Source organism: Rhodococcus sp. NPDC003383 (genome assembly GCF_053589115.1).
On sequence record NZ_JBSFRG010000012.1, the window covers coordinates 38954 to 65351 of the forward strand.

The window sequence follows — 26398 nt, forward strand, 5'->3', positions numbered from 1 at the left end:
CCGCGTCCGCCCCCGCCGGGAACGCCGTCGCCGGCCCCGCCCCCGAGATGGATCGGGGCGGGGCCGGTTCGGTGTGGTGGGTCGAGCAGTCTTGCAGGGGATCCCGCCACCCCGAGCGGATGGTTTCCGAATCTGCTGCACAACAGTCGGATTCGTGCCACCTGGCCAGGGGACTACCGAGGATGCGGTCGCCGGGCGCACTCCCGGAACGGCGGCCTATTGACACTTCGAGTGTTGTCGCTCACAATCGGAATCAATGAAGTTGACATGACTGTCACGTCACGAACAGACCCCTGGAGGAAGACCATGCCCGTTCCTGCGATGCGTGAACTCGGCGAGAAGGTGCGCAACTGGGGGCGGTGGGGCTCCGACGACGAGCGCGGTACGACGAACCTCATCACCCCGGAACGCCTGGTCGCGGCGGCAAAGCTGATTCGCACGGGTGAGATCTTCGAGCTGGGGATCCCCCTCGACGGCGACGGGCCTCAGCCCGGCGGCGCCCGCATCAACCCGATCCGCCTCATGTCCGAGAACGGCCAGGAGCAGGTCCTGCCCGGCGGATTCAAGTGGGCCGACGACTACGTGTTCATGCCGCTGCAGGCCGGATCGCAGTACGACGCGCTCTCGCACGTCCAGTACGACGAGCAGATCTACAACGGTCATCCCGGCACCGGCATCACCGTCAAGGGCGCCGACAAGTGCGGCATCCATACGCAGTCCAAGGGTATCGCCGGCCGCGGCGTCCTCCTCGACATCGCCCGCCACCGCGGCGTCGACTGGCTGGAGGCGGGAACCGCGATCGGACCGGACGAACTCGACGCGGTCGCCCGATCCCAGCAGGTGGAGGTCGGGCCGGGCGACATCCTGCTCATCCGAACCGGTTGGCATGCAAAGTTTCTCGCCGAGCGCGACCCGGCGTCGTACATGGCGGGGGAACCCGGCCTGTCGCTCGCCTGCGCGCAGTGGCTCCGCGACCGCGACGTCGCCGTGGTCGGCGCGGACAACTGGGCCGTCGAGGTCATGCCGGGGGAGAACCCGGGTGCGTTGTTCGAACTGCACATGGTGCTCATCCGCGACATGGGCATGACGCTCGCCGAAATGCTCAACTTCGAGGAACTCGCCGCGGCATGCGCGGCCGACGGTGTCTACGACTTCTTCTACGCGGGACCGCCCCTGCAGTTCACCCGTGGCGTCGGGTCGCCGATCAATCCGCTCGCCATCCGCTGAGCGCCACGGTCGCTCGCACAATCCCCTCGACCTCAGGAGAACCCCCGACATGCTGCTCAGCGACATCGTCGAGTACGGCGCACGCAAACATCCCGACCGGATCGCCCTCCGATTCGAGAACGACGTGGTCGACTTCGGCGAACTGCGCGACCGAACCCGGAGACTCGCGAATGCACTTCTTGCCGTAGCGAATCCGGGTGACCGGGTCGCGATCCTCTCGACGAACTGCACCGAGTACTTCGACTGCTACTACGGCGTCCCGATGGCCGGAATGGCGCTGACCATCCTCAACTTCCGGCTCCATCCCGAACAGATCGTCGCGCTCGTCGAGCACTCCGGGGCGTCGGTGCTCGTCGTCTCCGAGGAATTCGCCGAGGTCGCCGCAACGGTCCGGGAGCGCGTCCCCTCCGTCCACACGATCGTCGTCATCGACGGTTCCGACGAGGACACCTCCTGGGAGTCGTTCGTCCGCAACGCATCGACGGAGCCGCCGGTGACCCGGCCGTCCCCGGACGACATCGCGTGGCTGGTCTACACCAGCGGCACCACGGGAATGCCCAAGGGCGTGGCGATCAGCCACCGGAACCTGCTCAGCGGCATCACGTCGTCGGCGCTCCACTGGAACCTGCCCGAGGGTACCGTGTTTCTGTTCTGCTTCCCGCTCTGTCACGTGGGCGGCTACGTGACGCTGCTCAACCACCTGAACGGCAACACGGTCGGGATTCTGCGTGCCTACGACAACGCGACCTTCCTCCGGACGGTCGAGGAGTGGAAGGTCACGCAGACCGGACTCGCTCCCACCATGATCAACTTCCTGCTGCAGGATCCCGCGCTCGACGAGCACGATCTCGGCACGCTCGAAGCGATCGGGTACGGCTCGTCCGCCATCCCCGCAGCGGTGCTCCGCGAAGGCCTGGACCGGCTCGGCTGCGATTTCTACCAGGGAATGGGCATGACCGAGCTGGCCGGCAACGTCCTCCATTTCGACGAGGCGTCGCATCGCCGGGCCGCGAACGGCGAGCCCGAACTGCTGGCGGCCGCAGGAAAACCGATGCGACTGGCGGACATCCGCATCGTCGACGACGCGATGAACGATGTTCCCCGCGGCGAGATCGGTGAGATGATCGTGCGCGCGGACCAGGTCATGTCGGGATACTGGAACGATCCCGAGGCAACCGAGGCCGCCTTCACCGACGGCTGGTTCCACACCGGTGATCTGGTGCGGCAGGACGCCGAAGGCTTCGTGTACATCGTCGACCGCAAGAAGGACCTCATCATCAGCGGCGGCGAGAACGTGGCGTCCCTCGCGGTCGAGCAGGCCCTCTACCGCCACCCCGCCGTCGCCGAAGCCGCCGCGATCGGCGTTCCGAACGAAACCTGGGGCGAAATCGTCTGTGCCGTCGTAGTTCTCCGCGAAGGAGCCGACGCGAGCGCCGACGACATCATCGCGACCTGCCGCGAGCATCTCGGCGGATTCCAGGTGCCGCGCCGCGTCGAGTTCGTCGACACACTCCCCAAGAACGTGACCGGCAAGATCCTCAAGCGCGACCTACGGGATCGCTTCGCACCTTCCCCGGCCTGATCGGCCCCCACCGGATCGGCGGCAGCTTCGCGCTGCCGCCGATCCCGTCATGCACAGAAACTCCCTCCCCACCCTCCCCGGAGCGATCATGAAACGTACTCTCGCCGTGGGCCTGACCGCCCTGTCCGCAGCCGCCGTGCTGACCGCCTGTTCCGGTCGCGGCACCACGATCGAAGCCGGCGAATGCGATCCCGGCATCACCGACACCGAGATCCGGTTCGGTTCGAGCCTGATGCAGTCCGTCGCCGGTCCGCAGGCGAAGGCCGCGACCGCCCTGTTCGAGGACATCAACCAGGACGGCGGCGTCACGATGGGTGACGGTAGGACCCGCCGGATCGTCTACACCGCCCTCGACGACGGCTACGACCCCGCGCGCACCGTCGGCAACGTGCGCTCCCTGGTCGAACAGGAACAGGTCTTCGCCATCCACAACCTCGTCGGGACGCCGTCGACCCTCGCGGTCGTCGACTACCTGTCGTCGAAGAACGTCCCGCTGGTCTTCCCCATGACCGGCAGCGACGAACTGCTCGCCTCCGTCGCCGATCGTCCCGTCGTCGCCGGCGCCGTGAATCCTCAGACCGGATGGGAAGTTTCGGCCCACGCCGAGCAGATGCTGGCTCGACATCCGAACGCGAAGATCGCGGTGCTCTACCCGAACGACAGCCTCGGCAGCGGCAGCCTCGCCGCACTCGAAGCCGCTCTCGAGGGCAGCGGCGCGCAGATCGTCGCACGGCAGTCGTACGAACCGACCACGCCGTCGGTGGATTCGCAGGTCGTCAACCTCGCCAACTCGGGCGCCGACGTCTTCATGAACTTCGCGACCGCGAGCTTCGTGACCCAGTCACTGAAGAAGGCCCACGAACTGCGTTGGGATCCGGACACATACATCTACTCGGGCGCGACCGACACGAACTTCGTGCTCGCACCCGCGGGTCTGGAAGCCGCGGAGGGAATCCACTCGTTCTACTGGATCTACGACGTGAGCAGCCCCGAACACGACGACAAGCCCGGTGTGGCGAAGTGGCGTGAATTCGCCGCCCGGCACGCGCGCGATTTCGCAAGCACCGACACGATCGCGGCAACCGGCTACAACACCGCACAGCTTCTCGTCACCGCTCTCGAGCAGATGGACGGCTGCAGCCGAACGGATCTGCTCGACGCGGTCCGGAACCTCGACGGGGTGACGACGGACCTGTCCATCGAGGGCATCACCTTCGACACCACCCCCGACTACCCGTACGCGATCACGTCGATGGCCCCGATGACCTTCCGGGACGGCAGCTGGCACTACGACGCCGTGGTCACCCGCGGCGAGGATCGGTGACGGTGCACACCGGCCCGGCGGCGGGCAACACCGCAGCCGTGCCGGAACTGCGGGTCGAGGACGTGCGGCTGCGCTTCGGCGGCGTCGTCGCCCTGGACGGTCCGTCGTTCTCGATCGCCCCCGGAACCATCATGGGACTGATCGGACCGAACGGCGCGGGTAAGACGACGCTCTTCAACTGCATTTCGCGGCTCTACCAGCCCGATTCGGGCCGGATCACGTTCGGCGACACGAATCTGCTGGAGTTGCCCGCCGACGGCATCGCCGCGGCAGGCATCGCGCGCACCTTCCAGAACATCGGGCTCTTTCCCACCATGACGGTCGTCGAGAACGTCCTCAGCGGCGCATACTCGCGCACCCGCGCCGGATTCGTGCGCACCGCACTGGGTTCGCCGGCCGCACGCCGCGAGGAGCGGCACGAACGCGACGAGGCGTGGGCGCTGCTCGAGGCGATGAACCTCGCCCACGTCGGGCTCGAACCGGCCGGCAACCTGCCGTACGGGACGCTCAAACGCGTCGAACTGGCCCGGGCCCTCATGCAGCGGCCGAAGCTGCTCATGCTCGACGAACCGGCGAACGGCCTCATCCACGAGGAGGTTCTCGAACTCGCCGAGACCGTCCGCGACCTCCGCGACGAACGCGGCTTCTCCGTGCTGCTCGTCGAGCATCACATGGCGATGGTCATGTCCATCTCCGACCGGATCGTCGTGCTCAACTTCGGACGCAAGATCACCGAGGGCGATCCCGCCGAGGTGGCGGCACACCCGGAGGTCGTCGAGGCCTATCTGGGAGGTGCGGCATGAGCCTGCTCGCCGTCCACGATCTCCACGCGCGATACGGGAACGCAGAAGTCCTGCACGGCATCGACTTCGACGTTCCGGCCGGTGAGGTCACGGTGGTTCTCGGCGCCAACGGTGCCGGCAAGACGACCATCCTCCGATCGATCTGCGCGATGGTGCACACCAGCGGGCGGATCGTGTTCGACGGCCGCGACATCAGCGGCGTGCGAACCGACCGCATCGCACGTCTCGGTATCGCCCACGTTCCGCAGGGGCGAGGCACCTTCGGTGATCTCACCGTCGAGGAGAACCTTCTCATCGGCGGGTACACCACGTCGCAGGCCGCCACGACGCGGTCCATCGAGCGGTGGTACGAGTTCTTCCCGCGCCTGCGCGAACGCCGGACGCAACTCGCCGCCGGTCTCAGCGGCGGCGAACAGCAGATGCTCGCGATCGCCCGCGCCCTCGTCCCCGAACCGCGGCTGCTTCTGCTCGACGAACCGTCGCTGGGACTCGCACCGCGTATCACCCAGGAGGTGTTCCGCGCGCTGGGGCAGATCAACGAGGACACGGGCACAACCATTCTCGTCGTCGAACAGAACGCCCACCTGGCACTCGAGATCGGATCCTCGGCGGTCCTGGTCGACGCCGGGCGCGTCGTCGCCCAGCGCCCCGCCGAGGCTCTCGCCCACGACGACGCGGTGCGCCGCGCCTACCTCGGCTACTGACCAGGAGTTTCAGACATGCAGGTGTTTCTTCAGCAAGTCGTGGACGGGCTGACCTGGGGTGCGCTGTACGCGGCGTTCGCCCTGAGCATCGTCCTCGTCTACCGGGCATCCGGAATCGTGAACTTCGCGCAGGGCGAGATGGCGATGATCTCGGCGTTCTGCGCCTGGCAGTTCCACCAGTGGGGCGCCCCGCTCTACCTCGCGATCGCCGGTGCGATGGTAGTGGCCTTCCTGTTCGGTGCCCTCACCGAGCGGGTACTCATCCGGCCGCTCGCCTCGTCCCCGAACCACATGCCGCTCGTGATCATCACGCTCGGTCTCATGCTCGTGCTCAACAGCGCGGCGGGCTGGATCTGGGGTGTGCAGAGCAAGGAGTTCCCCTCGATCGTCTCCGGCCCGGCGATCACCCTGGGGCCGGTCGCGATGTCCCGTCAGTCGGTGGTGATCGTCGGCGCGGTCGTCGTGGTCGCGGCACTGTTGTTCGTTCTCTTCCAGCGCACCCGGATCGGGTTGGCGATGCGCGCTGCCGCCGGGAATCCGGAGTCCGCGAAGCTGATAGGTGTCCCGGTCGGGTCGATGCTCACCATCGGCTGGGGGCTCGCCGCCGCCATCGGTGCGCTCGCCGCCTCGCTCGCGGCTCCGCAGTTGTTCCTCCAGCCGAACATGCTGGTCGCCTCCCTGATCTACGCGTTCGCCGCGGCCGTGCTCGGAGGACTCGACAGTCCGGTCGGCGCGATCGTCGGCGGACTGTGCGTCGGGGTCGCCGAAAACCTTGCCGGTACCTATATCTCGTGGATCGGGCACGACTTCAAACAGGCGGTGGCGCTCGCCCTGATCCTCGGAGTCCTGCTGCTGCGGCCCGAGGGCCTGTTCGGCACCAGAAAGGTTGCACGGGTATGACATTCCTCGATTCACTTCGCCGACCGCGAGCCGAACTCGATGCTCCGCTGTGGCTCTCACGGGCCATGGTCGCCGTCGTCGTCCTCGTCGCGGTCGTGGCCCCGCTTGTGTCCGCACCGTACGTGAACTTCGACCGGTCGATGGTTCTGGTGTACATCGTCGTGGGGCTCGGACTGAACCTGTTGACCGGCAACACCGGTCAGATCTCGCTGGGCCACGGCTTCTTCTTCGCCGTGGGGGCCTATCTCAGCGGGGTCCTCGTCGAGAACCACGGTGTGCCGTACCTGCTGCTGCTGCCGCTCGCCTTCGTCGTGTGCTACCTCGTGGGGTACGCCTTCGGGTTGCCGGCGCTGCGGCTACGCGGGCTCCAACTCGCCTTGGCCACATTGGGTCTGGCGCTGGTGACGCCCGCGGTCATCAAGCGGTTCGAACACGTGACTGACGGTCACGCCGGCATCAACATCTCCGCCGCCGACGCGCCCGGGTTCACCGGCCTCGAGCGGGACCAGTGGGTGTACTACCTGTGCCTCGTGGTCGCGCTGGTCGCGTACCTGGTGGTCCGCAGGCTGTCGACCGGCCGGATCGGCCGCTCGCTCATCGCGATTCGCGACTACGAAGCGGTCGCCACCACACTCGGTGTTCCGGCCACCCGGACGAAGACGACGGTGTTCGCCCTCAGTGCCGCCCTCGCCGGCACCGGCGGCGTGCTCTACAGCTTCGTCGTCCAGTACGTCGGCCCGGAAGCGTTCGGGCTGCCGCTCGCGATCGCGTTCATCACCATGATCGTCGTCGGCGGACTGGGCACGGTCCCCGGTGTCGTGTTCGGTGCCCTGTTCGTGGTGTACGTGCCGCAATGGACCGCGGACATCAACCAGTCCGCCGCGGGCATCACGTACGGTGCGGCCCTGATCCTGTTCATCTTCGTGCTGCCGTACGGTGTCATCAGCGTGTTCCGCGGTCTTCTCGGTCCCGTCGTCGCCCGGATTCCGGGCCGCCGCCGGGACACCCGGCCGTTGGCGGACGGCCGCGACACCGAACCCGATCTCGTCACCGTCGCCTGATCCACGGCGATCTGATCCCACGGCCGTCCGATCCCACGACGAAGGCCCTCGGCTCGTAGCCGAGGGCCTTCGTCGTGGAACCGGAAGGAGTCCGGTCACCGTTCGGCGAAACGCTGCCCGAGGTCGTCGATCTCGGGAAGACCCATGAACGAGGTGAACTCGTCGAACGGCGGCAGCTCGCCGAGCACCGCGCGCGGCGTTCCGTCCCGGAGGATCGCCCCGTAGAACTCGCGCACCGACCGGGTCGCCGTGAGGAGCGCACCGATCGGGAACAGCACCAAGGCGAACCCGAGGTCGGTGAGCTCGTCCAGGGGGAGACCCGGGGTCCGGCCGCCCTCCACCCAGTTGAACACCAGGCGGTGGCCCTTCAGCCGGGACGCGACCTTGCGCACGTCGTCGGCGCTCGCGGGAGCCTCGACGAACAGCAGGTCCGCGCCCGCATCGGCGTAACGCTTCGCGCGCTCGATCGCCGCATCGATACCCTCGACCGCCGCCGCGTCGGTGCGGGCGATGACGAGCAGATCCGGGTCGGTGCGCGCTGCGGTCGCCGCCTCCAGTTTGGCGACCATCTCCCCGGCGGGAATCACCGCCTTTCCGGCCATGTGGCCGCACCGCTTCGGCGAGACCTGATCCTCGAGCTGAAGCGCTGCGACGCCGGCGTTCTCGTAGTCGCGAACGGTGCGGATCACGTTGATCGGATTCCCGTAGCCGGTATCGGCGTCGGCCACGACCGGCACGTCGACGGCCGCGACCATCCGGCGGGCATGGTCCGCCATCTCCGTCGCGGTCAGCAGGCCGACGTCCGGCCGTCCCAACAGTGATGCGGCGGTGCCGAATCCGGTCATGTACACGGTGGAGAAGCCTGCGGCTTCGGCCAGCCGTGCAGTGAGTGCGTCGTAGGCGCCGGGAGCGAGAACCGGGGATCCGGAATCGAGCAGGCGACGCAGCTGTGGCCGCGTCGCGGTCCGGGCGCCGAGCAGGTCGGACATGGAATGCCTTTCGAAATTTCAGGGAACCAGATGCCGCGGGTTCGCGACCCGCAGCCTGGTGAGGACAGCGCTCGAGACGGCCCGACGGACGGCGACGTCGTCGTAATCCAGGGCACCCGAGCGGATTCCGGTGGCGAGATCGGCCTCGGTGTCGCAGCCGAGTTCGCCGAGCCGACCGCGCACGATGTTCGCGGCGTCGTCCCCGGCGGACAGCTCCCGGCCGGCGATGCGCAGGAGGTTCGCGCAGATCCGCAGCAGGTACCGCTGCCGGTCGGCATCGTCGGCCAGTGCCGGCGCGATCTCGTCGGTGAGTGTCGTGGCGACGAGATCGACGATCTCGGTCGTCGTCGGCCGGTCGTGAACCGTGGCGGCCCGGGAACGCGGTTCGGGCGCGTCACCCGGGTCGTCGAGGAGCCCGAGTACGAGCAGGAGGTCGTACTCGGATTCGCACACCCGGCGTCCGATGGACGCCAGTTCGAGGGAGAACTCCTCGCCGCTGAGGTGCCGCTGCGCCTGGAATCGGCTCAGGACGAGCCAGCGCAGCGTGCCGTAGGCCTCCCACCAGTGCAGTTCGGCGTCCGACGGGCGGATCCCGGTGGCGCGTTCGTAACCGTCGACGAGTTGCTCGCGGGTGCCGATGCCACCGACCGGCAACTCGGCACCGAACCGCCAGGCGCGGACGCACAACCAGCCCAGGTCCTCGATGGGGTCGCCGAGGTGGGCGAGTTCCCAGTCCAGGACGCCGCGGATCCCGGTTCGGTCGACGAGCAGATTGCCCATCCGGAAATCACCGTGTACCAGCGCTTTCGGCCGCACCGGTGGTCGATGGTCACGAAGCCAGCGCAATCCCATCTCGACGGCAGGGCGCGGCTCGTCGAATTCCCGGTACACCGCTTCGATCGCGTCGAGCGGATCCCCGGAATCGAGCATCGCCACCTCGGCGACGTCGCTGCGGTGGATCAGGCCCAGGGCGTATCCCATCTGCTCGGCGAGCTCGGCCCGGACGGCGACGAGTTCCGGGTCCCGCTGCAGTTTGCGCGGGAGCGATTCGCCGTCGACCCTGTTCATCAGCAGATAGGGCGCGTCGATCCCCGGTGCGGTGTCGCCGGCCGCGAGGACCTGGGGGACCGGGACGCCGGCCGCGGCCGCGGCGCGCAGGCACGCGGCCTCCGCGCGCATGCGGTCGGCGTCGCCGTGGCCGGGCGGGTCGCGGCGCAGCACGACCGGCAGGGGACTGCCGTCCGAGGTGTGGGCCTCGACAGACCACACCTGCCTGCTCGCCCCGCCGGTGAGTCGGTGCACGTCCGCGACCGTGACGGTTTCGTCCCGGGCATCGGACAGGACGTCGGCGATGCCGTCGGCGAGTGTGGTGGTGGGGGATTCGGTCATCGCCACGGTGCCGCCTCGGGGTCGCGCAGGAGACGACGCGCCGTCGACATGCGGTGCACTTCGTCGGGGCCGTCGTAGATCCGCGCGTACCGGGCGCGGCGGTACATCTCCTCGAGCGGGGTGTCGCCGGTCAGGCCCAGCGCCCCGTGGACCTGGATCGCACGATCGACGACGTTGTGGAGCATCCGGGCTCCCCAGAACTTGATCAGGCCGATCTGGACCCGCGCGTCCTCGCCGGCGTCCATGGCACGGGCCGCATCGAGGGTCATCAGCCGCGCCGCGTGGATCTCGGCTGCCGATTCCGCCACGTAGCGGTGGATCTCGCCCTTCTCCGCGAGGAGCGTGCCGTGCACGTAGCGGCTGTTTGCGCGCTCGCACATCAGCTCGAATGCCCGCTGCGCCTGCCCGAGCCAGCGCATGCAGTGGAAGATCCGGCCGGGTCCGAGACGATCCTGGGCGACGACGAACCCCTTGCCTCGCTCCCCGAGGAGGTTGGCGGCTGGGACGCGGACGTCGGTGAGCCGGACCTCGTAGTGGTCGCTCGGGTCGTGGCCCATGGTCGGGATCGAGCGGACGATCTCGAATCCGGGGGTGTCGGTGGGCACGATGATCGCGCTGATCCGCGAGTGGCGCGGCGTGGACTCGGGCTCGGTGCGGGCGAAGACGGAGCAGTATCCGGCGTCGGCGACTCCGGTGGTGAACCACTTGTGCCCGTTGATGACCCAGGTGTCGCCGTCGAGTTCCGCCCGGGTCTCGATCAGGGTGGGGTCCGAGCCGGCGACGTCGGGTTCGGTCAGGCCGACGGACGGCAGGAAGTCCCCGGCGACCAGCGGCGGGATCCACCGCTTCTTCTGCTCCTCGGTGCCGTGCTTGCGCAGCATCAGCGTGTCCTGCATGGACACCGAACCCACGGCGAGCTGGCCGAATTCGGAGCGTCCGATGATCTCGTTGAGGTAGACGAAGTCGAGGAACGGCACGCCCCCGCCGCCGACGTCGGCCGGGTGTCCGAGAGCCCAGAGTCCGAGTTCCTTGGCGCGGGAACGCAATCCGTCGAGCGTCTTCCGGGCGTCGTCACCCTCACGGGTGAGGACCGGTTCGGCGGGGATGACTTCGCCGTCGATGAAGGCGCGCATCCGGGCGCGCAGGTCGGCGATCTCGCCGTCGGGCTGGTTCACCATCATTCCAGTGCTGCCTCTCGTGTTATGTGCGCGATGCTCGGTTGCGGGAACCGATCTCGCGAAGGGGGCGGATCGCGGCGGAGTCGACGTACTCGTCGATGCGGGAGATGTGTCCGTCCTCGACGCGGACGAACAGGCCGGCGGGAATCTCCAGGGGGCCGTGCCCCGGGAGGACGCCGCGGACCACGTGTTGCTGAGCGAATCCGTCGGGCAGGATGTGCCGGCGGATGTCTTCGTAACGGAAGTCCTCGAGCGTGCGCGCGAGCCACCGCAGTACTCGGAGGTTCTCGGAAACGGTCTGCTCGAGGCCGTCGTCGTTGTGCCAGATACGCGCGTCGGGCGCGTACAGCTCGGTGAGTGTCGCCTCGTCGCCGCGTTCGACGGCGGCGAAGAAGCGATCGGCGAGGTCGTTCATTGGGAAATGCCGTTCATGGGGCAGGGTTCTCCTCGCAGCTATGCGGTGTCGGGGTCGAGTCCCAGTGCACCGAGGCACATCTGGTCCAGGGTGTCCAGCAGCCGTTCCTCGTCGGCCTCGTCGCCCTGGACGAGCCAGAGGTAGAGGGTGTGGTCGACCATCGCGGCCATGGCACGGGCCGCGAACACCGGGTCGAGCGAGGAGCGGACGAGCCCGTCGGCCTGCCAGCGGGCGATCGCCCGCGACGTCCGTTCGACCAGTTGCTGGCGGTGCTGCTGACGCAGCGCGCGGAACTCGTCGTTGAACGTCGCGACCTGCTCGACGATCGCCATCAGTCGCGCGTTGCGCCGGTACGCCTGGTAGTAGGAGCGGTTGGACGCGACGAGACGGGCGGCGGGGGACAGGTCGGGCTCTGCGGGTTCGCGACGGTGCACGTCCTCGAACAGGCGGGTGCTGAGCTCACGGAAGATGTCTTCCTTGGATTCGAAGTAGCGGTAGAACGTTCCGTAGGAGACCTTGGCCTCCTGTGAGATCTGTTCGACCCGCGTGTCGGGGAAACCGACGGTCTCGAACACGGTGCGGGCAGCGTCGAGCAGTGCATCGCGGGTCTTGCGGCCGCGTGCGGTCAGGGTGTCGACCGGTGCAGGGACGGACGGGGTGTTGACAGATGACTTGGCCACGGTCAAACTATCCAAGAAGATGACATGACTGTCAAGTCATTTTTCGGCCACAGCCACGACACATTCTTCCTCGTCATCGCGCCGAAAGGGATCGCAATGGACAACTCGGATCCGAAGTTCGAATTCCGCGGAATCAACCACCTCGCGCTCGTGTGCTCCGACATGCGACGCACCATCGACTTCTACTCGGGTGTGCTGGGCATGCCGCTCGTCAAGACACTCGACCTGCCCGACGGACTCGGCCAGCATTTCTTCTTCGACTGCGGAGGAGGGAACACCCTCGCGTTCTTCTGGCTCGCGGATGCCCCCGACGCGGCACCGGGTATCGCCGCGCCCAAGGGCCTGCCGGACCAGGGTGAACTCGCCAGCGCCGTCGGCTCCATGAACCACGTCGCCTTCGCGGTGCCGCCGGAGAAGTTCGACGAGTACCGCACCCGGCTGAAGGCCGAGGGCATCGCGGTCAGCCGTGTCCTCAACCACGACGACAGCCCCGCGGGGGTGTCCCGGGAGGTGCATGCCGGCACCTTCGTCCGATCGTTCTACTTCCAGGACCCGGACGGTGCTCTTCTGGAATTCGCTTGCTGGACACGAGAGTTCACGGAGGATGACGTCCGGCACGAGCCGAAGACCGCCGCCGACCGGCGCGCGACGAGCGTCCGCTGACAACCCCGAAAGGAACCGCCATGCCCCGACTTCGTGAGGTCCCGCGCGCCGAGGTGACCGACGAGAAGATCCTGTTCTTCTACGACAGGCTCTTCGGCCCGGACAAGGATCCCGCCGTCGATCACGGCACCATCCACGCCACCCCGGGTGACTGGTGGACGGTCTTCGCCCAGTCACCCGCAGTGTTCCGGCACGCGGTGCGCGGATTCTCGCTCTACCGGAACGCGAAACTGGATCCCCTCCTGCGGGAACTGGGCCAGGGACGCGCCGGGTACGCCCGCGGAAGCCAGTTCGTCTTCTCGCAGCACTGCAAGCAGATGCGGTCGCTCGGCATGCCGGAGGAGAAGATCGCCGCGATCCCGTCCTGGCAGATCAGCGACCTGTTCTCCCCGCTCGAACGTGCCGTGCTCGCCTACACCGACGGCCTCGTCCACGACGGGGGCCGCGTACCGGACGAGGTGTTCGCCGCCCTGCAGGCCGAGCTCTCCGACTCCGAGATCCTCGAACTGACGTACATCACCTGCATGTACGACATGCACGCCACCATGTGCCGGGCGCTGAAGCTCGAGTTCGACGACCGGCCCGAGCCGATCGAAGAGGTCCAGGTGCCCGAGGGCGTCGTGGTCGCGGACCTGTCGGCCGACCTCGCGGGAGAATAGCGAGGAGTCGGAACGGATCGTGCGGCCGCGGTCGGGGCGGCCGCACGATCGCTACGTGGTGAGCAGGTAGAAGCGCCACAGATCGAAGTTCTCGATCGGCAGGACCGAGACGTCGGCGAACCCGGCGTCGAGCGCGTAGCGGCGCAACGTCGGCATGCGCATCACCGTTCCGGTCCCCACCGAGCCGGGGTGGCTCATGCTGTCGGGCAGGCAGCAGGTCAGGCTGAACCCGTACATGAGGCGGTCGATTTCGTTTGCGGGTGCGGTGAACTCGTCCGCGACCGCTTCGTCCATCACGACGACCACGCCGTCGTCGGTCAGTGCCCGCCGCATCGCGCCGAGCACTTCCACGGGCCGGGGCATGTCGTGAATGCACTCGAACGCGAACGCGGCCGAGAATCGTCCTTCCGGAAGTTCCTGGGCATCCGCTTCGATGATCGTGACGCGATCCGAAACATCCGGGTGTTCGGCGACATTGGACGTGGCGAGGGCTACGGTCGCCGGATCGATGTCGTAGCCGGTCACCCGGGCCTGTGGGTACGCGCGCGCCAGCGCGATCGTCGACCATGCTCCACCGCAACCGATGTCGGCGATCTCGATCCCCGGTTTCTGCAGCAGGTCGTGGAGTTCGGGCACCGACGCCAGCGCCGGCGGCAGGGCCTTCTCGAACCACGGCCGGTTCATCGCGGCCTGCGATTCCCGCGCGTCCGCACCGAGGTCCGCCCAGCTCACGCCGCCGCCGGTGCGGTAGGCATCGAGCAGTTCGGGCAGGTGGACGGCAAAACCGCACAGCATGCGTGCGAGCGGGCCGAGGTAGTTCAGGCTGTGCTCGTCGGTGAGGACCTCGGCGGCAGCATCCGGGAGGGTGTATGTCCGCGGATCTCCGTCGCTCGCGACGAGCAGCCCGGTCGCGGCCTGCTGTTCGAGCCATTCACGCGCATAACGAGGATGGGTGCCGGTGCGCTCGGCCAGTTTCTCCGGAGTGGCCGGCCCGTCCGCGGCGAGACTGCGGTACCAGCCGAGCCGGTCGCCGATATAGATGGCGATCAGGTCGACCGTTCCGAGCGATGCGTCGAGGACCCGTTGCGCGAGGGCCTCGACCGTGGGGGCGATATCCATGTCGGTCATGAGTGCCTCCGAGAGGAGGGGGTGTTCGGGGCATTTTCATGGTGCCTGCCGGGCGTGCACGCGACAACCTGCCGGACCTCCGGGAACAATTGCCGTACGGTGTACGTTAACCGAGGGCATCCCACAAGAAGGAGAGTTCTCGTGCAGATCACCGGCAGTGCCCTGTCCCTCAATGTCGCGGACGTCGAGGCGTCGGCGGAGTTCGCGATCCGGCACCTGGGTTTCGCCCCGGAGATGTCCGCCGACGGTTTCGTGTCCCTCGCCCGCGAGGACGCCGGATTCAACCTGATCTTCCTGCGTACCGGGCTCGGCACCTTCAAACCGGCCAGCCATGCCGGTGCCGCCGGGCAGGGAACGCTCGTGGCGTTCGTCGTCGACGACATCGACGCCGAATACGAGCGGCTCCGAGGCGAAGGCGCCCGCATCGTCACCCCGCTCGAGACCGAGCCGTGGGGCGAGCGCTACTTCCAGATGCTCGATCCCAACGGCATCGTGTTCCAGCTCGTGCAGTGGGTCGACGGCGCGGACCAGTAGCTCTGGGCCCCGTGCGTGATTTCGGTAGCGGCCGCTACCGAAATCACGCACGAGGGGCAGCGGCCAGGAAGGGCTCGACCACCGACAGCACCTCGTGGCTCGCGGCGATCGTGGTGGCGTGGTCGAATCCGCGCAGGACCGCGAGCCGCGCGCCGGGAATCGTCCGCGTCAGCGCCCGCGTGTCCGGCACCCGAAGGAGATCCTCCGATCCGACGAACGCCAGGGTCGGCACCCGCAGCGCCGCCAGTGCCTCGTCGGCGATGCCCGGTTCCTGCTCGGACCTGCGGAAATAGGCGGCCAAGGCCCGGTCGTCGTTCGCGCGGAACGCCGCGCGGGTCGCGGCGTCGACCGGCCACTGCCGGTGCGCGGACCAGGCGTCGAGGAACGCCTCCATGCCGTCGCGTTCGAGAACGTCGACACAGCCGGGGAAGAACAACCGGTCGAACGCCCCGGCCTGCGGGCGGGCACTGCCACCGCCCACGATCAACGACCGCACCCGGTCCTCGGCTGCGACCGCGAGCGACAGCACCGACCGTGCCCCGAACGAATAGCCCATGACGTGAGCGCGCTCGACGCCGGCGTCGTCCAGTACCGCGAGCAGGTCGCCGACGACGAGATCCATTGCGTAGCAATCGGGATCGGTGGGCTTGTCGCTGCGGCCGTGCCCGCGCAGATCCGGCAGGAGCAGCCGGTATCGCGGACGCAGCGCCGCCATGTACCCGAAGCCCCGCCAGATCGCCGACGACAGGGCGCTCCCGTGCGCGAGCAGCAGCGCGGGCGCGTCCGCCGGGCCCACCGCCGCGTACGCGACGGCGGTGCCGTCGACAGGATTGATCGCTCGACTCATCCTCCGAGTGTGACCGATCGGGTCACACCGATCTCCGCGAGGAACCGTTCGTCGTGCGACACCACCACGAGCGCACCCTCGAACGCCAGCAGCGCCTGCGTCAGATGCCCGAGACTCGGCAGATCGAGGTTGTTCGTCGGCTCGTCGAGCATCAGCAACCGCGGTGCCGGATCGGCCGCGAGGAGGATTGCCAGCGCCGCCCGCAAACGCTCGCCTCCCGACAACGCCCCGACAGGTCGGTCGGCATCGGCGCCGCGGAACAGGAAGCGCGCCAGGCGCGCTCGGATGTCCTGCGGGCTGCGATGGGGTGCGCGCAGCGCCGCGTTCTGCGCGACGGACAGGTCGTCGTCGAACACGTCGAGCCGCTGCGGAAGCAACGCGAACGGCACCCGGGGCCCGGCGTCCGCGATGCGATGCAGCAGCGTCGTCTTCCCGGAACCGTTCGGCCCCCGCAGCGCGATGCGTTCGGGCCCGACGATCTTGAGCGGCTCGTCGAGAACCCGCTGGCCCGGGTGCACCACGGTGGCCGGGAGGTCCACCCGGATCTCCCGATCGTCCCGCACCGCCTCCTGGGCGCGGGTGAGCTGCTCCCGGGCCTGCTCGAGATTGCCCTCGTGCTCGCGACGCAGGCGACCCGCGGACTCCTGCGCCGCACGCTTGCGGGCCCCCATGATGATCTTGGGTTCCCGCTTGTTCTCGAACATCTTGCGCCCGTAGCGTTCTCGACGATCCAGAATGATGTGCGCCGCGGATAGTTCGCGGGCCTGCCGGCGCACGTCGTTGCGGGCGTCGCGGACCGCCGCCTGCGCGGCCTCCTGTTCCGCCGCGACGATCCGCTCGTACTCGCTGTAATTGCCGCCGAACAGCCGCAGAGCACCGTCGCGCAACTCGGCGATCGCATCCACCGATTCGAGCAGGTCGCGGTCGTGGGAGACCACGACGAGAGTTCCGGTGAACTGCCGCAACGCCTCGTACAACCTGCCCCGCGCGGCGGTGTCGAGGTTGTTGGTCGGCTCGTCGAGCAACAGCACCTGCGGATCGTCGAGCAGTCGCGCCGTGAACGCGAGCAGAACGGTCTCCCCGCCCGACAGGGTTCCGACGGTGCGATCGAAGTCGTTCCGGTCCTGCAGGATCCGGTCGAGACCGAGCCTGTGCACGGTCGCGATCGCGCGTTCCTCGATGTCCCAGCGATCGCCGACGGTGTCGAAGTCCGCGGCGGTTCCGTCGCCGGATTCGATGCGTCGCAGCGCGGCCCGGACCTCGCCGATCCCCAGGACCGTCTCGACCCGCAGATCCGGGTCCAGGGTGATGTCCTGCGGGAGGTAACCGACGCGCCCGCGTGTCGTGACCGACCCGCGCGTGGCCTTCCGGGTTCCCGAAACGATCTGCAACAGAGTCGTTTTGCCGGATCCGTTCCGTCCGACGAGACCGGTGCGGCCGAGCGGGAACGTCGCGTCGAGCCCGTCGAACACGGGATCGCCGTCGGGATGCTCGTAGTGCAGGTCGGAAAGAGAAATGCCGATGGGAGAGGTCATGGTGACTCCTGGAGGTAGCGACGGATCGCACGAGGAACGTGCGGGGTGCGAAACCTCTACAGGAGCAAGGGCCTTCTCCGATCGGCGACAACGTGACGTGACTACGGTATGCACACGGTTCGGAACGCGCAACCGGTTTTTCGCGACACGCTACGAAGGAGTGCAGTGGGACCGACATCGCAGGTTCGGCCGATCGACGCCACCTATGTTCTCGAAGCCGATCGCGGTCATCACCTCGACACCCTCCTCTTCTGGGTGTTCGACTCGGGGACCGGGACGCCCCCGACCGCCGCGGAGATCACCGAACACTTCCGGGGACGTGCGCGGTTCTATGCGCCGATGAACCGTCGCATCGTGGGCGTTCCCGGACACCTGGACCACGCGTACTGGGTGGCCGACGACCGGCCGGTGGAGGACCGGGTGGTCCACGATCGGCGGACAGGACTCGACTGGCAGGCGCTGATCCGGGTACTCGAACAGCTCGCCGCCACCCCGCTCGACGTCCGCGCCACGGCCTGGCGAATCGACGTGTTCCACGACGTCCGGAACGTCCCCGGCACGACCACGCCCGGGACCGTCGTGGTGTTGCGCGGGAACCATTCACTGATCACGGGACCGATCTTGAATCCCTTGTCGGAGGCGCTGTTCGGCGGCGGGACCGAGCCGGTGCACTTCCCGGGGCTGGGTCCGGTCGTCCCTCGCGTGAACCGTGCGCTCGCCGCGGCGCGCGGGATCGCCCGGGCTCCGCGCGCGACGGTGCACTATCTGCGGACGATGGGTGCCGCGCTGCGCGATGCCCGGACCGCTGCCCAGGGTTCTGCTCCACCGGCGAGCCTCACCCGGACCGTGCTGAACTCCGAACCCGGCGACCGGCGCACGCTGCTCGTGCTGCGTCTCGGTCGCGCCGGGTCGCTCCCGGAGGGGTTCACGGTCACCGCGCTCGCGCTGACGGCGATGTCGGTTGCGCTCGAGCGGTATCTCACCGACGTCGCCGGGCAGTGCCCGCCGGACCTGACGGCGTTCGTGACGATCGCGTTCGCCGATGAGGTGCAGGCAGTCGGTGTCAACAGCATCGACTGGGCGGATGTCGCGTTGCGCCCCGACATCGACTCGATCCGGGAACGCGCCGCGGCGGTGCTGGCGTCGCTGGTCGAACGCAGAGAAGCCGCGTCCGTGCGGCACCTGACCGACACGAACGCGATTCCGTCGTTCCTGCTCCCCGTGGAACTGGCCGCGCACCGGCGTCGCGTGGATGCCCGTCCCGGTCCGCGCATGCACACGATGCTGACCAGCATCCGGATCGGCGGCGACGGTCCGTGGGCGCTGGCCGGCCGGCCGATGCTGTTCGGAACCCTCTGCCCGCCGTTGACCTCGGAGGCCACCGTCACCCACGGGCTGATCGGTCTCGGCGACGACCTGACCCTGACGGTGCTGACGTCCCCGGAGATCATCCGGGATCCACAGCGCTACGCGGCGCACCTCGAAACCGCCTTCGAGGAGGTGGCGACCGCACTCCGTCCCGGGGCGTGAGCGGCCGGTCCCGACGGCGGGGAGCCGACATCCGCCCCGCGATTCGGAATCCGCCCGTGCTGTTACCTGCGCCGATTCCGATTCGGCGCGTGGTTTCCGTTACGTGCACCCGGTACGCCGTGTGGCGACGGGCACGGACGATCGAACTGGGGCATGATCGGGCGGGTGCGCACTCTTCGACGACGAATGGTCCTGCCGGTGGTGCTGACGGTGGGTGCGCTCGTGGTGGCCGGTTGCTCCACCGGACCCGATCAGCCGGAGACCGTCGCCCAGCAGTTCGCGGAGGCACTCGAGGCGGGAGACGTGCAGGCCGCGGCAGCGCTGACCACCGATCCCGCAGCCGCAGCCGCGACCATCGACGGGTTGTTCGACGGACTCGGCTCCGACTCGCCCGACGTCATGCTCGCTGGTACCGGGGACGAGGACACCTTCGAACTCGACGTGGCGTGGCGGTTGGGACCCGACCCGGCCGAAGACGAGGCCGGGGAGACCGACGTCGGGGAGACTTCGGCGACGCCGGCCGCCCCGGAGCCCGCACCGAGCGTGGGCGAGTGGTCCTATCGGACGTCGGGGTCCGCGGTCGACGGCGACGCCGGCTGGCGCATCCGCTGGGATCCCGCGGTGCTCGCGCCCGGGCTGACCGCGGACACGTCCCTGCGGTACCTCCGGGCCGAGGGCACACCCGCGTCGGTGCTGGACCGCAACGGGCAGCCGCTGATGGAACAGCGGGTCGTCACCTTGGTGAACCTCGACCCGACCGCCGACCCCGCTGCGGTCGCGCCGGTGCTGGCGACGGTCGTGCCGACGATCACGGCGGAATCACTGGCAGCGGATCTCGCGGCGGCCGGGGGCGGACCGGTGACGGCGGTGACCTTGCGCGACGAGGACCTGGCCCGGGTCGAAGCACAGCTCGCAGCGTTGCCCGGGGTGTCGCTGGCCCCGCAGACACGGCTGCTGACCGTCGACCGGGCGCTGGCGTCGCCGGTGTGGGCGGGTCTGGCCGAGATGTGGCAGGACGGGCAGGACGCGGCCGCGGGCTGGGTCGTGCAGTCGGTGGATGCGGACGGGTCGGCGCAGCGGGTGACCGGGGTCGACGGGACGGACGCGCCGGACATCCGCACGACGATCGATCTCGGCTTGCAGGCGCGCGCGGAGGCTGCGGTCGCCGCGGTGCCGCAGCCGGCCGTCGTCGTGGCTGTGGAACCGTCGACCGGAGCGGTGCGCGCGGTCGCGCAGAACGCCGCTGCGGACGCGGAAGGCCCGGTCGCGCTGACCGGTCTCTACCCACCGGGGTCGACGTTCAAAACGGTGACGACGTCCGCGGCGTTGCAGGCGGGGTCGGCGGCGCCGGACACGGTGCTGCCGTGCCCGGGTGTCGCGACGATCGAGGATCGCACGATACCGAACGACGACAGTTTCGATCTCGGGTCGGTGCCCCTGCACACGGCGTTCGCGCGTTCCTGCAACACGACGATGGCCCAGTTGGCGGTGAATCTGCCGCCGGATGCGCTGACCGACGCCGCGGCCCGGTTCGGACTCGGCATCGACTATGTGACACCGGGGTTGGTGACCGTGACCGGAAGCGTCCCGGTCGCGGGTTCGGCGGCGCAGCGCGTCGAGTCGGCGATCGGCCAGGGCGCGGTGACCGCGTCGCCGTTCGGGATGGCGATGGTTGCGGCGTCGATCGTGCGCGGGTCGACCCCGCTTCCGATGATCGTGCAGGACGAGCCGGCGACCGCGGATCGGACCGTGGACGCCGCGCCTGCACCGGTAACCGCGGCGTTACGAACTATGATGCGCGAGACCGTGACCGACGGGACCGCAACCGTTTTGAACGACATTCCGGAACTGATCGGCAAAACGGGGACCGCAGAGTACGGTGGCACGAACGAGGCGCACGGATGGTTCATCGGAGCGCAGAACGATCTCGCGTTCGCGGTTTTCGTTGCGGGAGCAGGGAGTTCGGCTCCTGCGCTGGACGTGGCCGGGCGCATGCTCAGGAGGTGATTCGGACCTCGTAGTCCAACTGTGACAGCATCGTAGGCAAGCTGTGCTTGAGGCTCAAGTGACTGAAGTGAAGGTTGATCTTTATGGGTTCTCGGGAACGGCGACGAGTGCGAGTGGTCGCCCTCATCTCCGCGATCGTGATCTGTGTGACGGCCGGCATCGTGGCGTTCACGATCGCCGACTCACGCAGCGATGTGGAGCGCCTCGTCGACGATTTCGTAGCCGAATTGAACGAACGTGACGCCGAGGGCGCCGCAGCTCTGACGTCCTACCCGAACGCGGCGTCCGCGACGCTGACCCAGATGTTCGACGGACTGTCCGACGGCACGGTCGAGTACGAGATCACCCAGCTGGTCGAGCTTTCCGGCGAGTCCGGTTACTTCACGCTCGAGGGGAACTGGAACTTCGGACCGGACAAGGACTGGTCCTATCAGGTCGACGGTTCCGTCAAGAAGCTCGCCGTCGGCTGGCGCGTGTCGTGGAGCCCCGACGTCGTCGTACCCGATCTCGGCGGCGGACGCACCGTGCACCACGTACGCACCGACGCGGCACCCCCGAAGATCTTCGATCGCAACGGGCAGTTGCTGATGGCCGAGCAGACGATCAACACGGTCGTGCTCGATCCCGCGAAGATGCCCGATCCGGTGCTGACGACCACGATGCTCGGTGACGTCCTCGAGCCGGTCGCACCGGTCATCACGGCCGAGTCGATGCAACAGCGCCTCGCGGAACAGCCCGGTGAGCGGATCGCCGCCGTCAAGCTGCGCGACCAGGACTACCAGTTCCTCGAGGACGACATCGTTTCCATTCCCGGCGTCGAAGTGGTGAAGACCCCGACGCTCATCAGCGCCGATCGCCGGATCTCGAGCCCGCTGCTCGACTCGTTGCGCAGCGCGTGGCAGCTCGAGCGCGACCGCACCGCCGGCTGGGCCGTGACCCTCGAGGATCCGCAGGCCGGCCCCATCCAGGTCGCCGGATTCCAGGGTCCGCCACCGCCGGATCTCGTCTCGACCCTCGACTCGCACGTGCAGCTCGCCGCGAAGGAGGCCGTCGTCAGCGTCGGAACACCCGCCGCGATCGTCGCGATCCAGCCGTCCACCGGCGGCATCCTCGCAGTCGACGTGAACAACCAGGCGATGGAACTCGGGGCCGTCGCGACCCGCGGGATGTACCCGGCGGGGTCGGCGATGGACCCGGTCCGTGTCGCGGCGGGTATGGCGCTGGGGAAGGACCCGTCGCAGGTCAGCACCGCCGAACTCGGCGACGTCGCACGCAGCCTCGGTCTCGGTCTCGACTACTCCGTGCCCGGTTTCGAATTCGAGACCGCGCAGTTCGGGCAGAACCGCAGCGGCGTCGTGCAGTTCACGGGTTCCCCGTCCGACAGCGAAGCACTGCTCAGCCCGCTGGGGGCCGCGATGCTCGCGGCGTCGGTCGCGCGCGGCGATGCGGCGATGCCGATGATCGTGCAGGGGCAGCCGGCGACCGTCGCGGACCCGGCCGAGCCGCTGCCGGCCGAGACGATCGACGCCTTGCGCGCGATGATGGTCGACAACGTCCAGAACGGACCGGCGTCGTTCCTCAAGGGACATGCGGGCCTGACGGGCATCGCGGGGGACAACGGCGACGACCGCTGGTTCTACGGGGTGAGCGGCGACATGGCGTTCGCGGTGTTCGTCGCGAACGCCGACGGCGGCGACCGCGCGATCAAGATGGCCGACATGTTCCTGCGCGAACTCGGGAAGCCCACCGAGGCGTTCTGACCGGAAACGGCCCCAGCGTTCGCGGGTGAAAGCGGACCCCGGTACGTTTGTCCGTCGTGACCCTCTTCGACCTGCTGCTGCTCGTCGTTGCGGGCTTCTTCGCCGGGCTCATCGGCTTCGTCACCGGACTCGCCTCGATCGTGTCCTATCCCGCGCTCCTCGCGGTCGGCCTGTCGCCGGTCGCGGCGAACGTCACCAACACGGTCGCGATGGTCGGTGTCGGAGTCGGCGCGTTGTCGAACTCGGCGCGCGAGGTCGTCGACACCGGACCGCGGGTGTGGCGATGGACCGCCTACGCGGCGATCGGCGGCGTGGTCGGTGCGGTCGTGCTGCTCGCGGCGCCGGAAGGGTCGTTCGAGGCGATCGTCCCGTATCTGGTGGCGCTCGCCGCGCTCGCGTTGCTGTTCCAGCCCCGGATCCGCGCGTTCGCCGGGGGCCGCGACCTGCCGCGCACGTTCTCGACGGCGGTGTTCCTCGTCGCCGTGTACGGCGGATACTTCGGTGCCGGCGCCGGCGTGATCTTCCTGGCGCTCATCCTCGTGTGTTCGTCGGAGACGATCTGGCGGGCGAGCATCCTCAAGAGTTACCTGCTCGGCGTCGCGAACCTGGTCGCTGCGATCGGCTTCGCCGCGTTCGGTCCGGTGCACTGGCCCGCGGCCGTCGCGATGGCGATCGGGACCGTCGCGGGCGGCTGGTGCGGCCCGCCGGTCGTCAAGCGCATCCCGCCGGGCGTGCTGCGGGTCGGTGTGGCGATCGCCGGTTTCGGGCTGGCCGCGTGGCTCGCCCTGCGGTAGCCGCGGGGCAGGGCCGCAAGGCGGGGCTGGGTTCAGTGCACGCCCTGCATCATCTTGCGGATCCACGGCGAGATCGCCATCAGCACGATGCCCACACCGATCGACGCCCCGCCGATCCACAGGTAGTAGGGCACCTCGTTGTTCTCGTCGTAGTACTTGGCGAGGGTGCCGGCCATCGCCGTGCCCAGGGCCACCGACAGGAAGAACAACGCCACCATCTGGGTGTGGAAGTTCTGCGGAGCCAGCTTCGTCGACAGCGACAGGCCCACCGGGGACAGGAACAGTTCGGCGAACGTGAACAGCAGCAGGATGCCCGCCAGGCCGAGCAGCGGCGCGCTGTTCGGCCCGCCACCGGACATCGGGATGAAGCACAGGAACGCGATGCCCATGATGATCGTGCCGATCGAGAACTTCATCGGCGACGAGGGCTGCCGCGGTCCGAGCTTCGTCCACGCGGCGGCGAACACACCCGCGAAGATGATGATGAACACCGGGTTGATGGACTGCACCCAGGACGGTGGGAAGTCCCAGCCGAACAGGTTCCGGTCCAGCCGCGTGTCCGAGTACACCGCGACCATCGTGAACTGCTGCTGGAACAGCGACCAGAACGCGGCGCTCGCCAGGAACATCGGGATGAACGAGATGACGCGTTTGCGCTCGACCGGTGTGATCGCCCGGCTCGACAGGATGATCACGAAATAGACGACCGCCGCGACGATCGTCAGTGTCACGACGATGTCCGACATGTTGTCGCTGGTGATCAGGCCGGTCAGCGAGGCCACGGCGATGATCACCACCGCGAGGGCCGCGATGGCCGCGACGCGCATGCGCAGCGTGTCCGGGAGCGGATGCGGAGGCGTCGCGCCGATGCCGGCGAGCCGCTTGCGGCCGATCGAGTACTGGATCAGGCCGATGGCCATGCCGATCGCGGCGAGCCCGAAGCCGTAGTGGAAGCCCATGTTGGTCTGCACCCAGCCGGTGAGCAGCGGACCGACGAGGGCACCGAGGTTGATGCCCATGTAGAAGATCGAGAAGCCCGCGTCGCGGCGTTCGTCGTGTTCGTCGTAGAGGTCGCCGACCAGCGACGTCGCGTTCGCCTTGAGGCCGCCGCTGCCGACCGCGACGAGCACGAGACCCACCCCGACCCCGGCGAGCCCGGGGATGAGCGCCAGCGCGATGTGGCCGCACATGATCATCACGGCGCTGTAGAACAGGGTTCGTTCGGAGCCGAGCAGCCGGTCGGCGATCCAGGCGCCGAGGATCGTCGACAGGTAGACGGTGCCGCCGTAGGCGCCGACGATCGACGTCGCGGCCGCCTTGCTGATCCCCAGCCCGCCCTCTTCGGCCGAGTAGTACAGGTAGTAGATCAGGATTCCCTGCATGCCGTAGAAGGAGAAGCGTTCCCACATCTCGACACCGAACAGGTTGGCCAGCGCGAGCGGCTGGCCGAAGAACCGGTGGTCCGACTGCGAATCCGGACGTGCCGCGGTGTCACTCATGAAAGTCACTTTCCCACCGGGCACACACCCGCGGGGATATTTCGAGGGTCAGCGCGTCGGCGTCACCGGGTCGCGACGTCGCGGCGACGGTCCCACACGCGGGCGATCACACGCCAGCCGACCAGGAACAACCCGAGGAAGATGGTCGCGACCACGATGAACGCGGTCGCCGTGCCCTGCCCGGTCACCGCGCGCAGCAGCATGCCGACGACGAGGGTGCACAGCCACACGAGGATCCCGGTCGGGACGGCGGCGCGGGCGTCGAACTTGTCGCGGTAGAGCCCCGCGGTCGCGAACCAGCCGACGGTCAATCCGGCGAGGAACGGCCACGCGGTGGTCGCGATACCCGGAATGTCGAGGGTTTCGTCGTGGCTCGAGCGCCCGAGAGCGGCGAAGACGACTACGAGGACGATATCGATCACCAGCGCCGGCGCGTACTTTCTCACGGGTTCAAGGGTAGGTCGGCGGTGCGGATGCGCATCCGTCGGCCCCGGACGGGAACGAGCGCCCTCCGGGGACGGAGGGCGCTCGTTCGGGAGAGGTGGGTCAGGCCTGGAGAGCCGCCTCGATCTCGAGGTTGATGGTGATCTTGTCGCCGACGACGGCGCCGCCACCCTCGAGCGGCATGTCGATGCTGATGCCGAAGTCCTTGCGGTTGATGACGGTGGTGGCTTCGAAGCCGGCGACCGGGCCGTTGCCCATGCCCGGGTTGACGCCGTTGAACTCGAGTTCGAGCTCGACGGGCTTGGTGACGCCGCGGAGGGTGAACTCTCCGTCGACGACGTAGCCCTTGCCGGTGCTGCGGATGCCGGTGGAGGTGAATGTCGCGGTGGGGAACTTCTCGGCCTCGAAGAAGTCGGCGGACTTCAGGTGCGCGTCGCGGTCACTGTTCCGGGTGTCGATCGAGTCGACGGCGATCTCGGCGGACACGGCGGCGGTGCCGTCCTCGGCGACGGCCACGGCGCCGGAGAAGTTCGTGAAGTTACCGCGAACCTTGCTGACCACGAGGTGGCGGACGGTGAAGCCGACGGTCGAGTGGACGGGGTCGATGGCCCAGGTGCCGGCGGTCAGGCCCGGGAACGTCGCGGTGGTGGCGGTGGTCATGGCAACTCCTCGTACTGATTAAAGATTCAACTTCCGATGTGTTCCACCATGGCACCGGATGGTTGATTGCGCAACTATTGTGTGAT

At 68.4% G+C, this 26398-nt stretch carries 25 protein-coding genes; 14 read left to right on the forward strand and 11 right to left on the reverse strand.

Annotation, left to right across the window (positions count from 1 at the left end; translation table 11 throughout):
- The first annotated feature begins 306 nt into the window (after positions 1–306).
- The 7 genes from ACWDTS_RS12880 to ACWDTS_RS12910 all read left to right on the forward strand — a co-directional run bounded on the left by ACWDTS_RS12880 (position 307) and on the right by ACWDTS_RS12910 (position 7601).
- The gene (locus tag ACWDTS_RS12880; protein WP_231610023.1) at positions 307–1227 is read left to right on the forward strand and encodes a cyclase family protein; all 921 of its coding nucleotides are present in this window, start codon (positions 307–309) and stop codon (positions 1225–1227) included.
- A 49-nt stretch (positions 1228–1276) separates the two neighbouring features.
- A complete protein-coding gene (locus tag ACWDTS_RS12885; protein WP_450118290.1) occupies positions 1277–2809 on the forward strand; it encodes a long-chain-fatty-acid--CoA ligase in 1533 nt (510 codons plus the stop codon).
- 88 nt (positions 2810–2897) lie between these two features.
- Positions 2898–4133 carry an ABC transporter substrate-binding protein gene (locus ACWDTS_RS12890; protein ID WP_450110923.1) on the forward strand — a complete coding sequence of 412 codons (1236 nt, stop codon included), beginning with the start codon at positions 2898–2900 and terminating at the stop codon, positions 4131–4133.
- Complete coding sequence (locus tag ACWDTS_RS12895) at positions 4130–4936, forward strand: ABC transporter ATP-binding protein (protein WP_450110924.1); 807 nt, start codon at positions 4130–4132, stop codon at positions 4934–4936. Before ACWDTS_RS12890 ends, ACWDTS_RS12895 begins: the two co-directional genes overlap by 4 nt.
- Positions 4933–5640 (forward strand): ABC transporter ATP-binding protein, encoded by a 708-nt coding sequence (locus ACWDTS_RS12900; RefSeq protein WP_450110925.1) that lies wholly within the window; start codon positions 4933–4935, stop codon positions 5638–5640. Before ACWDTS_RS12895 ends, ACWDTS_RS12900 begins: the two co-directional genes overlap by 4 nt.
- Before the next feature lie 15 nt (positions 5641–5655).
- On the forward strand, positions 5656–6540 hold the full coding sequence (locus ACWDTS_RS12905; protein ID WP_197253530.1) for a branched-chain amino acid ABC transporter permease: 885 nt from the start codon (positions 5656–5658) through the stop codon (positions 6538–6540).
- Positions 6537–7601, forward strand: a complete 1065-nt coding sequence (locus ACWDTS_RS12910) for a branched-chain amino acid ABC transporter permease (protein ID WP_450110926.1) — start codon at positions 6537–6539, stop codon at positions 7599–7601. The genes ACWDTS_RS12905 and ACWDTS_RS12910 overlap by 4 nt, the downstream gene beginning before the upstream one ends.
- 95 nt (positions 7602–7696) lie before the next feature.
- On the opposite strand, the gene ACWDTS_RS12915 is transcribed toward ACWDTS_RS12910, so the two are convergent.
- Genes ACWDTS_RS12915 through ACWDTS_RS12935 form a run of 5 tightly spaced genes read right to left on the reverse strand, consistent with a single transcriptional unit; the run spans position 7697 to position 12252 of the window.
- Complete coding sequence (locus tag ACWDTS_RS12915) at positions 7697–8590, reverse strand: isocitrate lyase/PEP mutase family protein (protein ID WP_450110927.1); 894 nt, start codon at positions 8588–8590, stop codon at positions 7697–7699.
- Between the two features lie 18 nt (positions 8591–8608).
- Positions 8609–9979 (reverse strand): phosphotransferase family protein, encoded by a 1371-nt coding sequence (locus ACWDTS_RS12920; protein ID WP_450110933.1) that lies wholly within the window; start codon positions 9977–9979, stop codon positions 8609–8611.
- Positions 9976–11160 carry an acyl-CoA dehydrogenase family protein gene (locus ACWDTS_RS12925; RefSeq protein ID WP_450110928.1) on the reverse strand — a complete coding sequence of 395 codons (1185 nt, stop codon included), beginning with the start codon at positions 11158–11160 and terminating at the stop codon, positions 9976–9978. The genes ACWDTS_RS12920 and ACWDTS_RS12925 overlap by 4 nt, the downstream gene beginning before the upstream one ends.
- A 19-nt stretch (positions 11161–11179) precedes the next feature.
- A complete protein-coding gene (locus ACWDTS_RS12930) occupies positions 11180–11572 on the reverse strand; it encodes a nuclear transport factor 2 family protein (protein ID WP_450110929.1) in 393 nt (130 codons plus the stop codon).
- 38 nt (positions 11573–11610) lie between these two features.
- A complete protein-coding gene (locus ACWDTS_RS12935; protein WP_420753814.1) occupies positions 11611–12252 on the reverse strand; it encodes a TetR/AcrR family transcriptional regulator in 642 nt (213 codons plus the stop codon).
- A 96-nt stretch (positions 12253–12348) separates the two neighbouring features.
- Here ACWDTS_RS12935 and ACWDTS_RS12940 point away from each other — a divergent pair, with 96 nt between their 5' ends.
- Together ACWDTS_RS12940 and ACWDTS_RS12945 are read left to right on the forward strand one after the other, a co-directional pair.
- Entirely contained in the window at positions 12349–12915 is a 567-nt protein-coding gene (locus ACWDTS_RS12940; RefSeq protein ID WP_450110934.1) for a VOC family protein, read from the forward strand.
- A 20-nt stretch (positions 12916–12935) separates the two neighbouring features.
- The gene (locus ACWDTS_RS12945) at positions 12936–13574 is read left to right on the forward strand and encodes a carboxymuconolactone decarboxylase family protein (protein WP_450110931.1); all 639 of its coding nucleotides are present in this window, start codon (positions 12936–12938) and stop codon (positions 13572–13574) included.
- Positions 13575–13625: 51 nt separating this feature from the next.
- On the opposite strand, the gene ACWDTS_RS12950 is transcribed toward ACWDTS_RS12945, so the two are convergent.
- Positions 13626–14693, reverse strand: coding sequence for a class I SAM-dependent methyltransferase (locus tag ACWDTS_RS12950; protein WP_450118315.1), 1068 nt, complete (start codon positions 14691–14693; stop codon positions 13626–13628).
- 150 nt (positions 14694–14843) lie between these two features.
- Between ACWDTS_RS12950 and ACWDTS_RS12955 the strand changes: the two genes are divergently transcribed.
- Positions 14844–15236 (forward strand): VOC family protein, encoded by a 393-nt coding sequence (locus ACWDTS_RS12955; RefSeq protein WP_450118291.1) that lies wholly within the window; start codon positions 14844–14846, stop codon positions 15234–15236.
- Between the two features lie 43 nt (positions 15237–15279).
- On the opposite strand, the gene ACWDTS_RS12960 is transcribed toward ACWDTS_RS12955, so the two are convergent.
- Positions 15280–16083, reverse strand: a complete 804-nt coding sequence (locus tag ACWDTS_RS12960; protein ID WP_450118292.1) for an alpha/beta fold hydrolase — start codon at positions 16081–16083, stop codon at positions 15280–15282.
- Positions 16080–17618 carry an ABC-F family ATP-binding cassette domain-containing protein gene (locus ACWDTS_RS12965; protein WP_450118293.1) on the reverse strand — a complete coding sequence of 513 codons (1539 nt, stop codon included), beginning with the start codon at positions 17616–17618 and terminating at the stop codon, positions 16080–16082. The genes ACWDTS_RS12960 and ACWDTS_RS12965 overlap by 4 nt, the downstream gene beginning before the upstream one ends.
- Positions 17619–17783: 165 nt before the next feature.
- Between ACWDTS_RS12965 and ACWDTS_RS12970 the strand changes: the two genes are divergently transcribed.
- From ACWDTS_RS12970 to ACWDTS_RS12985, 4 genes are all read left to right on the forward strand, one after another.
- Complete coding sequence (locus tag ACWDTS_RS12970) at positions 17784–19148, forward strand: WS/DGAT domain-containing protein (protein ID WP_450118294.1); 1365 nt, start codon at positions 17784–17786, stop codon at positions 19146–19148.
- Positions 19149–19301: 153 nt separating this feature from the next.
- A complete protein-coding gene (locus ACWDTS_RS12975; RefSeq protein WP_450118295.1) occupies positions 19302–21155 on the forward strand; it encodes a penicillin-binding transpeptidase domain-containing protein in 1854 nt (617 codons plus the stop codon).
- A gap of 83 nt (positions 21156–21238) precedes the next feature.
- Positions 21239–22915 (forward strand): NTF2-like N-terminal transpeptidase domain-containing protein, encoded by a 1677-nt coding sequence (locus ACWDTS_RS12980; protein ID WP_450118296.1) that lies wholly within the window; start codon positions 21239–21241, stop codon positions 22913–22915.
- Positions 22916–22971: 56 nt separating this feature from the next.
- A complete protein-coding gene (locus tag ACWDTS_RS12985; protein ID WP_450108323.1) occupies positions 22972–23709 on the forward strand; it encodes a sulfite exporter TauE/SafE family protein in 738 nt (245 codons plus the stop codon).
- A gap of 32 nt (positions 23710–23741) precedes the next feature.
- Here the strand turns inward: ACWDTS_RS12985 and ACWDTS_RS12990 are convergent, their stop codons facing one another.
- The 3 genes from ACWDTS_RS12990 to ACWDTS_RS13000 all read right to left on the reverse strand — a co-directional run bounded on the left by ACWDTS_RS12990 (position 23742) and on the right by ACWDTS_RS13000 (position 26312).
- A complete protein-coding gene (locus tag ACWDTS_RS12990; protein ID WP_197253486.1) occupies positions 23742–25208 on the reverse strand; it encodes a peptide MFS transporter in 1467 nt (488 codons plus the stop codon).
- A 62-nt stretch (positions 25209–25270) separates the two neighbouring features.
- Positions 25271–25654 (reverse strand): DUF3054 domain-containing protein, encoded by a 384-nt coding sequence (locus tag ACWDTS_RS12995; protein ID WP_248675489.1) that lies wholly within the window; start codon positions 25652–25654, stop codon positions 25271–25273.
- A 100-nt stretch (positions 25655–25754) separates the two neighbouring features.
- Positions 25755–26312 (reverse strand): YceI family protein, encoded by a 558-nt coding sequence (locus ACWDTS_RS13000; protein WP_197253482.1) that lies wholly within the window; start codon positions 26310–26312, stop codon positions 25755–25757.
- Between the last annotated feature and the right edge of the window lie 86 nt (positions 26313–26398).

Coding starts and splice junctions, on each gene's coding strand:
- ACWDTS_RS12880 (WP_231610023.1), top strand. CDS start 307: ATGCCCGTTCCTGCGATGCGTGAACTCGGCGAGAAGGTGCGCAACTGG.
- ACWDTS_RS12885 (WP_450118290.1), top strand. CDS start 1,277: ATGCTGCTCAGCGACATCGTCGAGTACGGCGCACGCAAACATCCCGAC.
- ACWDTS_RS12890 (WP_450110923.1), top strand. CDS start 2,898: ATGAAACGTACTCTCGCCGTGGGCCTGACCGCCCTGTCCGCAGCCGCC.
- ACWDTS_RS12900 (WP_450110925.1), top strand. CDS start 4,933: ATGAGCCTGCTCGCCGTCCACGATCTCCACGCGCGATACGGGAACGCA.
- ACWDTS_RS12905 (WP_197253530.1), top strand. CDS start 5,656: ATGCAGGTGTTTCTTCAGCAAGTCGTGGACGGGCTGACCTGGGGTGCG.
- ACWDTS_RS12910 (WP_450110926.1), top strand. CDS start 6,537: ATGACATTCCTCGATTCACTTCGCCGACCGCGAGCCGAACTCGATGCT.
- ACWDTS_RS12915 (WP_450110927.1), bottom strand. CDS start 8,590: ATGTCCGACCTGCTCGGCGCCCGGACCGCGACGCGGCCACAGCTGCGT.
- ACWDTS_RS12920 (WP_450110933.1), bottom strand. CDS start 9,979: ATGACCGAATCCCCCACCACCACACTCGCCGACGGCATCGCCGACGTC.
- ACWDTS_RS12925 (WP_450110928.1), bottom strand. CDS start 11,160: ATGATGGTGAACCAGCCCGACGGCGAGATCGCCGACCTGCGCGCCCGG.
- ACWDTS_RS12930 (WP_450110929.1), bottom strand. CDS start 11,572: ATGAACGACCTCGCCGATCGCTTCTTCGCCGCCGTCGAACGCGGCGAC.
- ACWDTS_RS12940 (WP_450110934.1), top strand. CDS start 12,349: ATGGACAACTCGGATCCGAAGTTCGAATTCCGCGGAATCAACCACCTC.
- ACWDTS_RS12945 (WP_450110931.1), top strand. CDS start 12,936: ATGCCCCGACTTCGTGAGGTCCCGCGCGCCGAGGTGACCGACGAGAAG.
- ACWDTS_RS12950 (WP_450118315.1), bottom strand. CDS start 14,693: ATGGATATCGCCCCCACGGTCGAGGCCCTCGCGCAACGGGTCCTCGAC.
- ACWDTS_RS12960 (WP_450118292.1), bottom strand. CDS start 16,083: ATGAGTCGAGCGATCAATCCTGTCGACGGCACCGCCGTCGCGTACGCG.
- ACWDTS_RS12965 (WP_450118293.1), bottom strand. CDS start 17,618: ATGACCTCTCCCATCGGCATTTCTCTTTCCGACCTGCACTACGAGCAT.
- ACWDTS_RS12975 (WP_450118295.1), top strand. CDS start 19,302: ATGATCGGGCGGGTGCGCACTCTTCGACGACGAATGGTCCTGCCGGTG.
- ACWDTS_RS12980 (WP_450118296.1), top strand. CDS start 21,239: ATGGGTTCTCGGGAACGGCGACGAGTGCGAGTGGTCGCCCTCATCTCC.
- ACWDTS_RS12990 (WP_197253486.1), bottom strand. CDS start 25,208: ATGAGTGACACCGCGGCACGTCCGGATTCGCAGTCGGACCACCGGTTC.
- ACWDTS_RS13000 (WP_197253482.1), bottom strand. CDS start 26,312: ATGACCACCGCCACCACCGCGACGTTCCCGGGCCTGACCGCCGGCACC.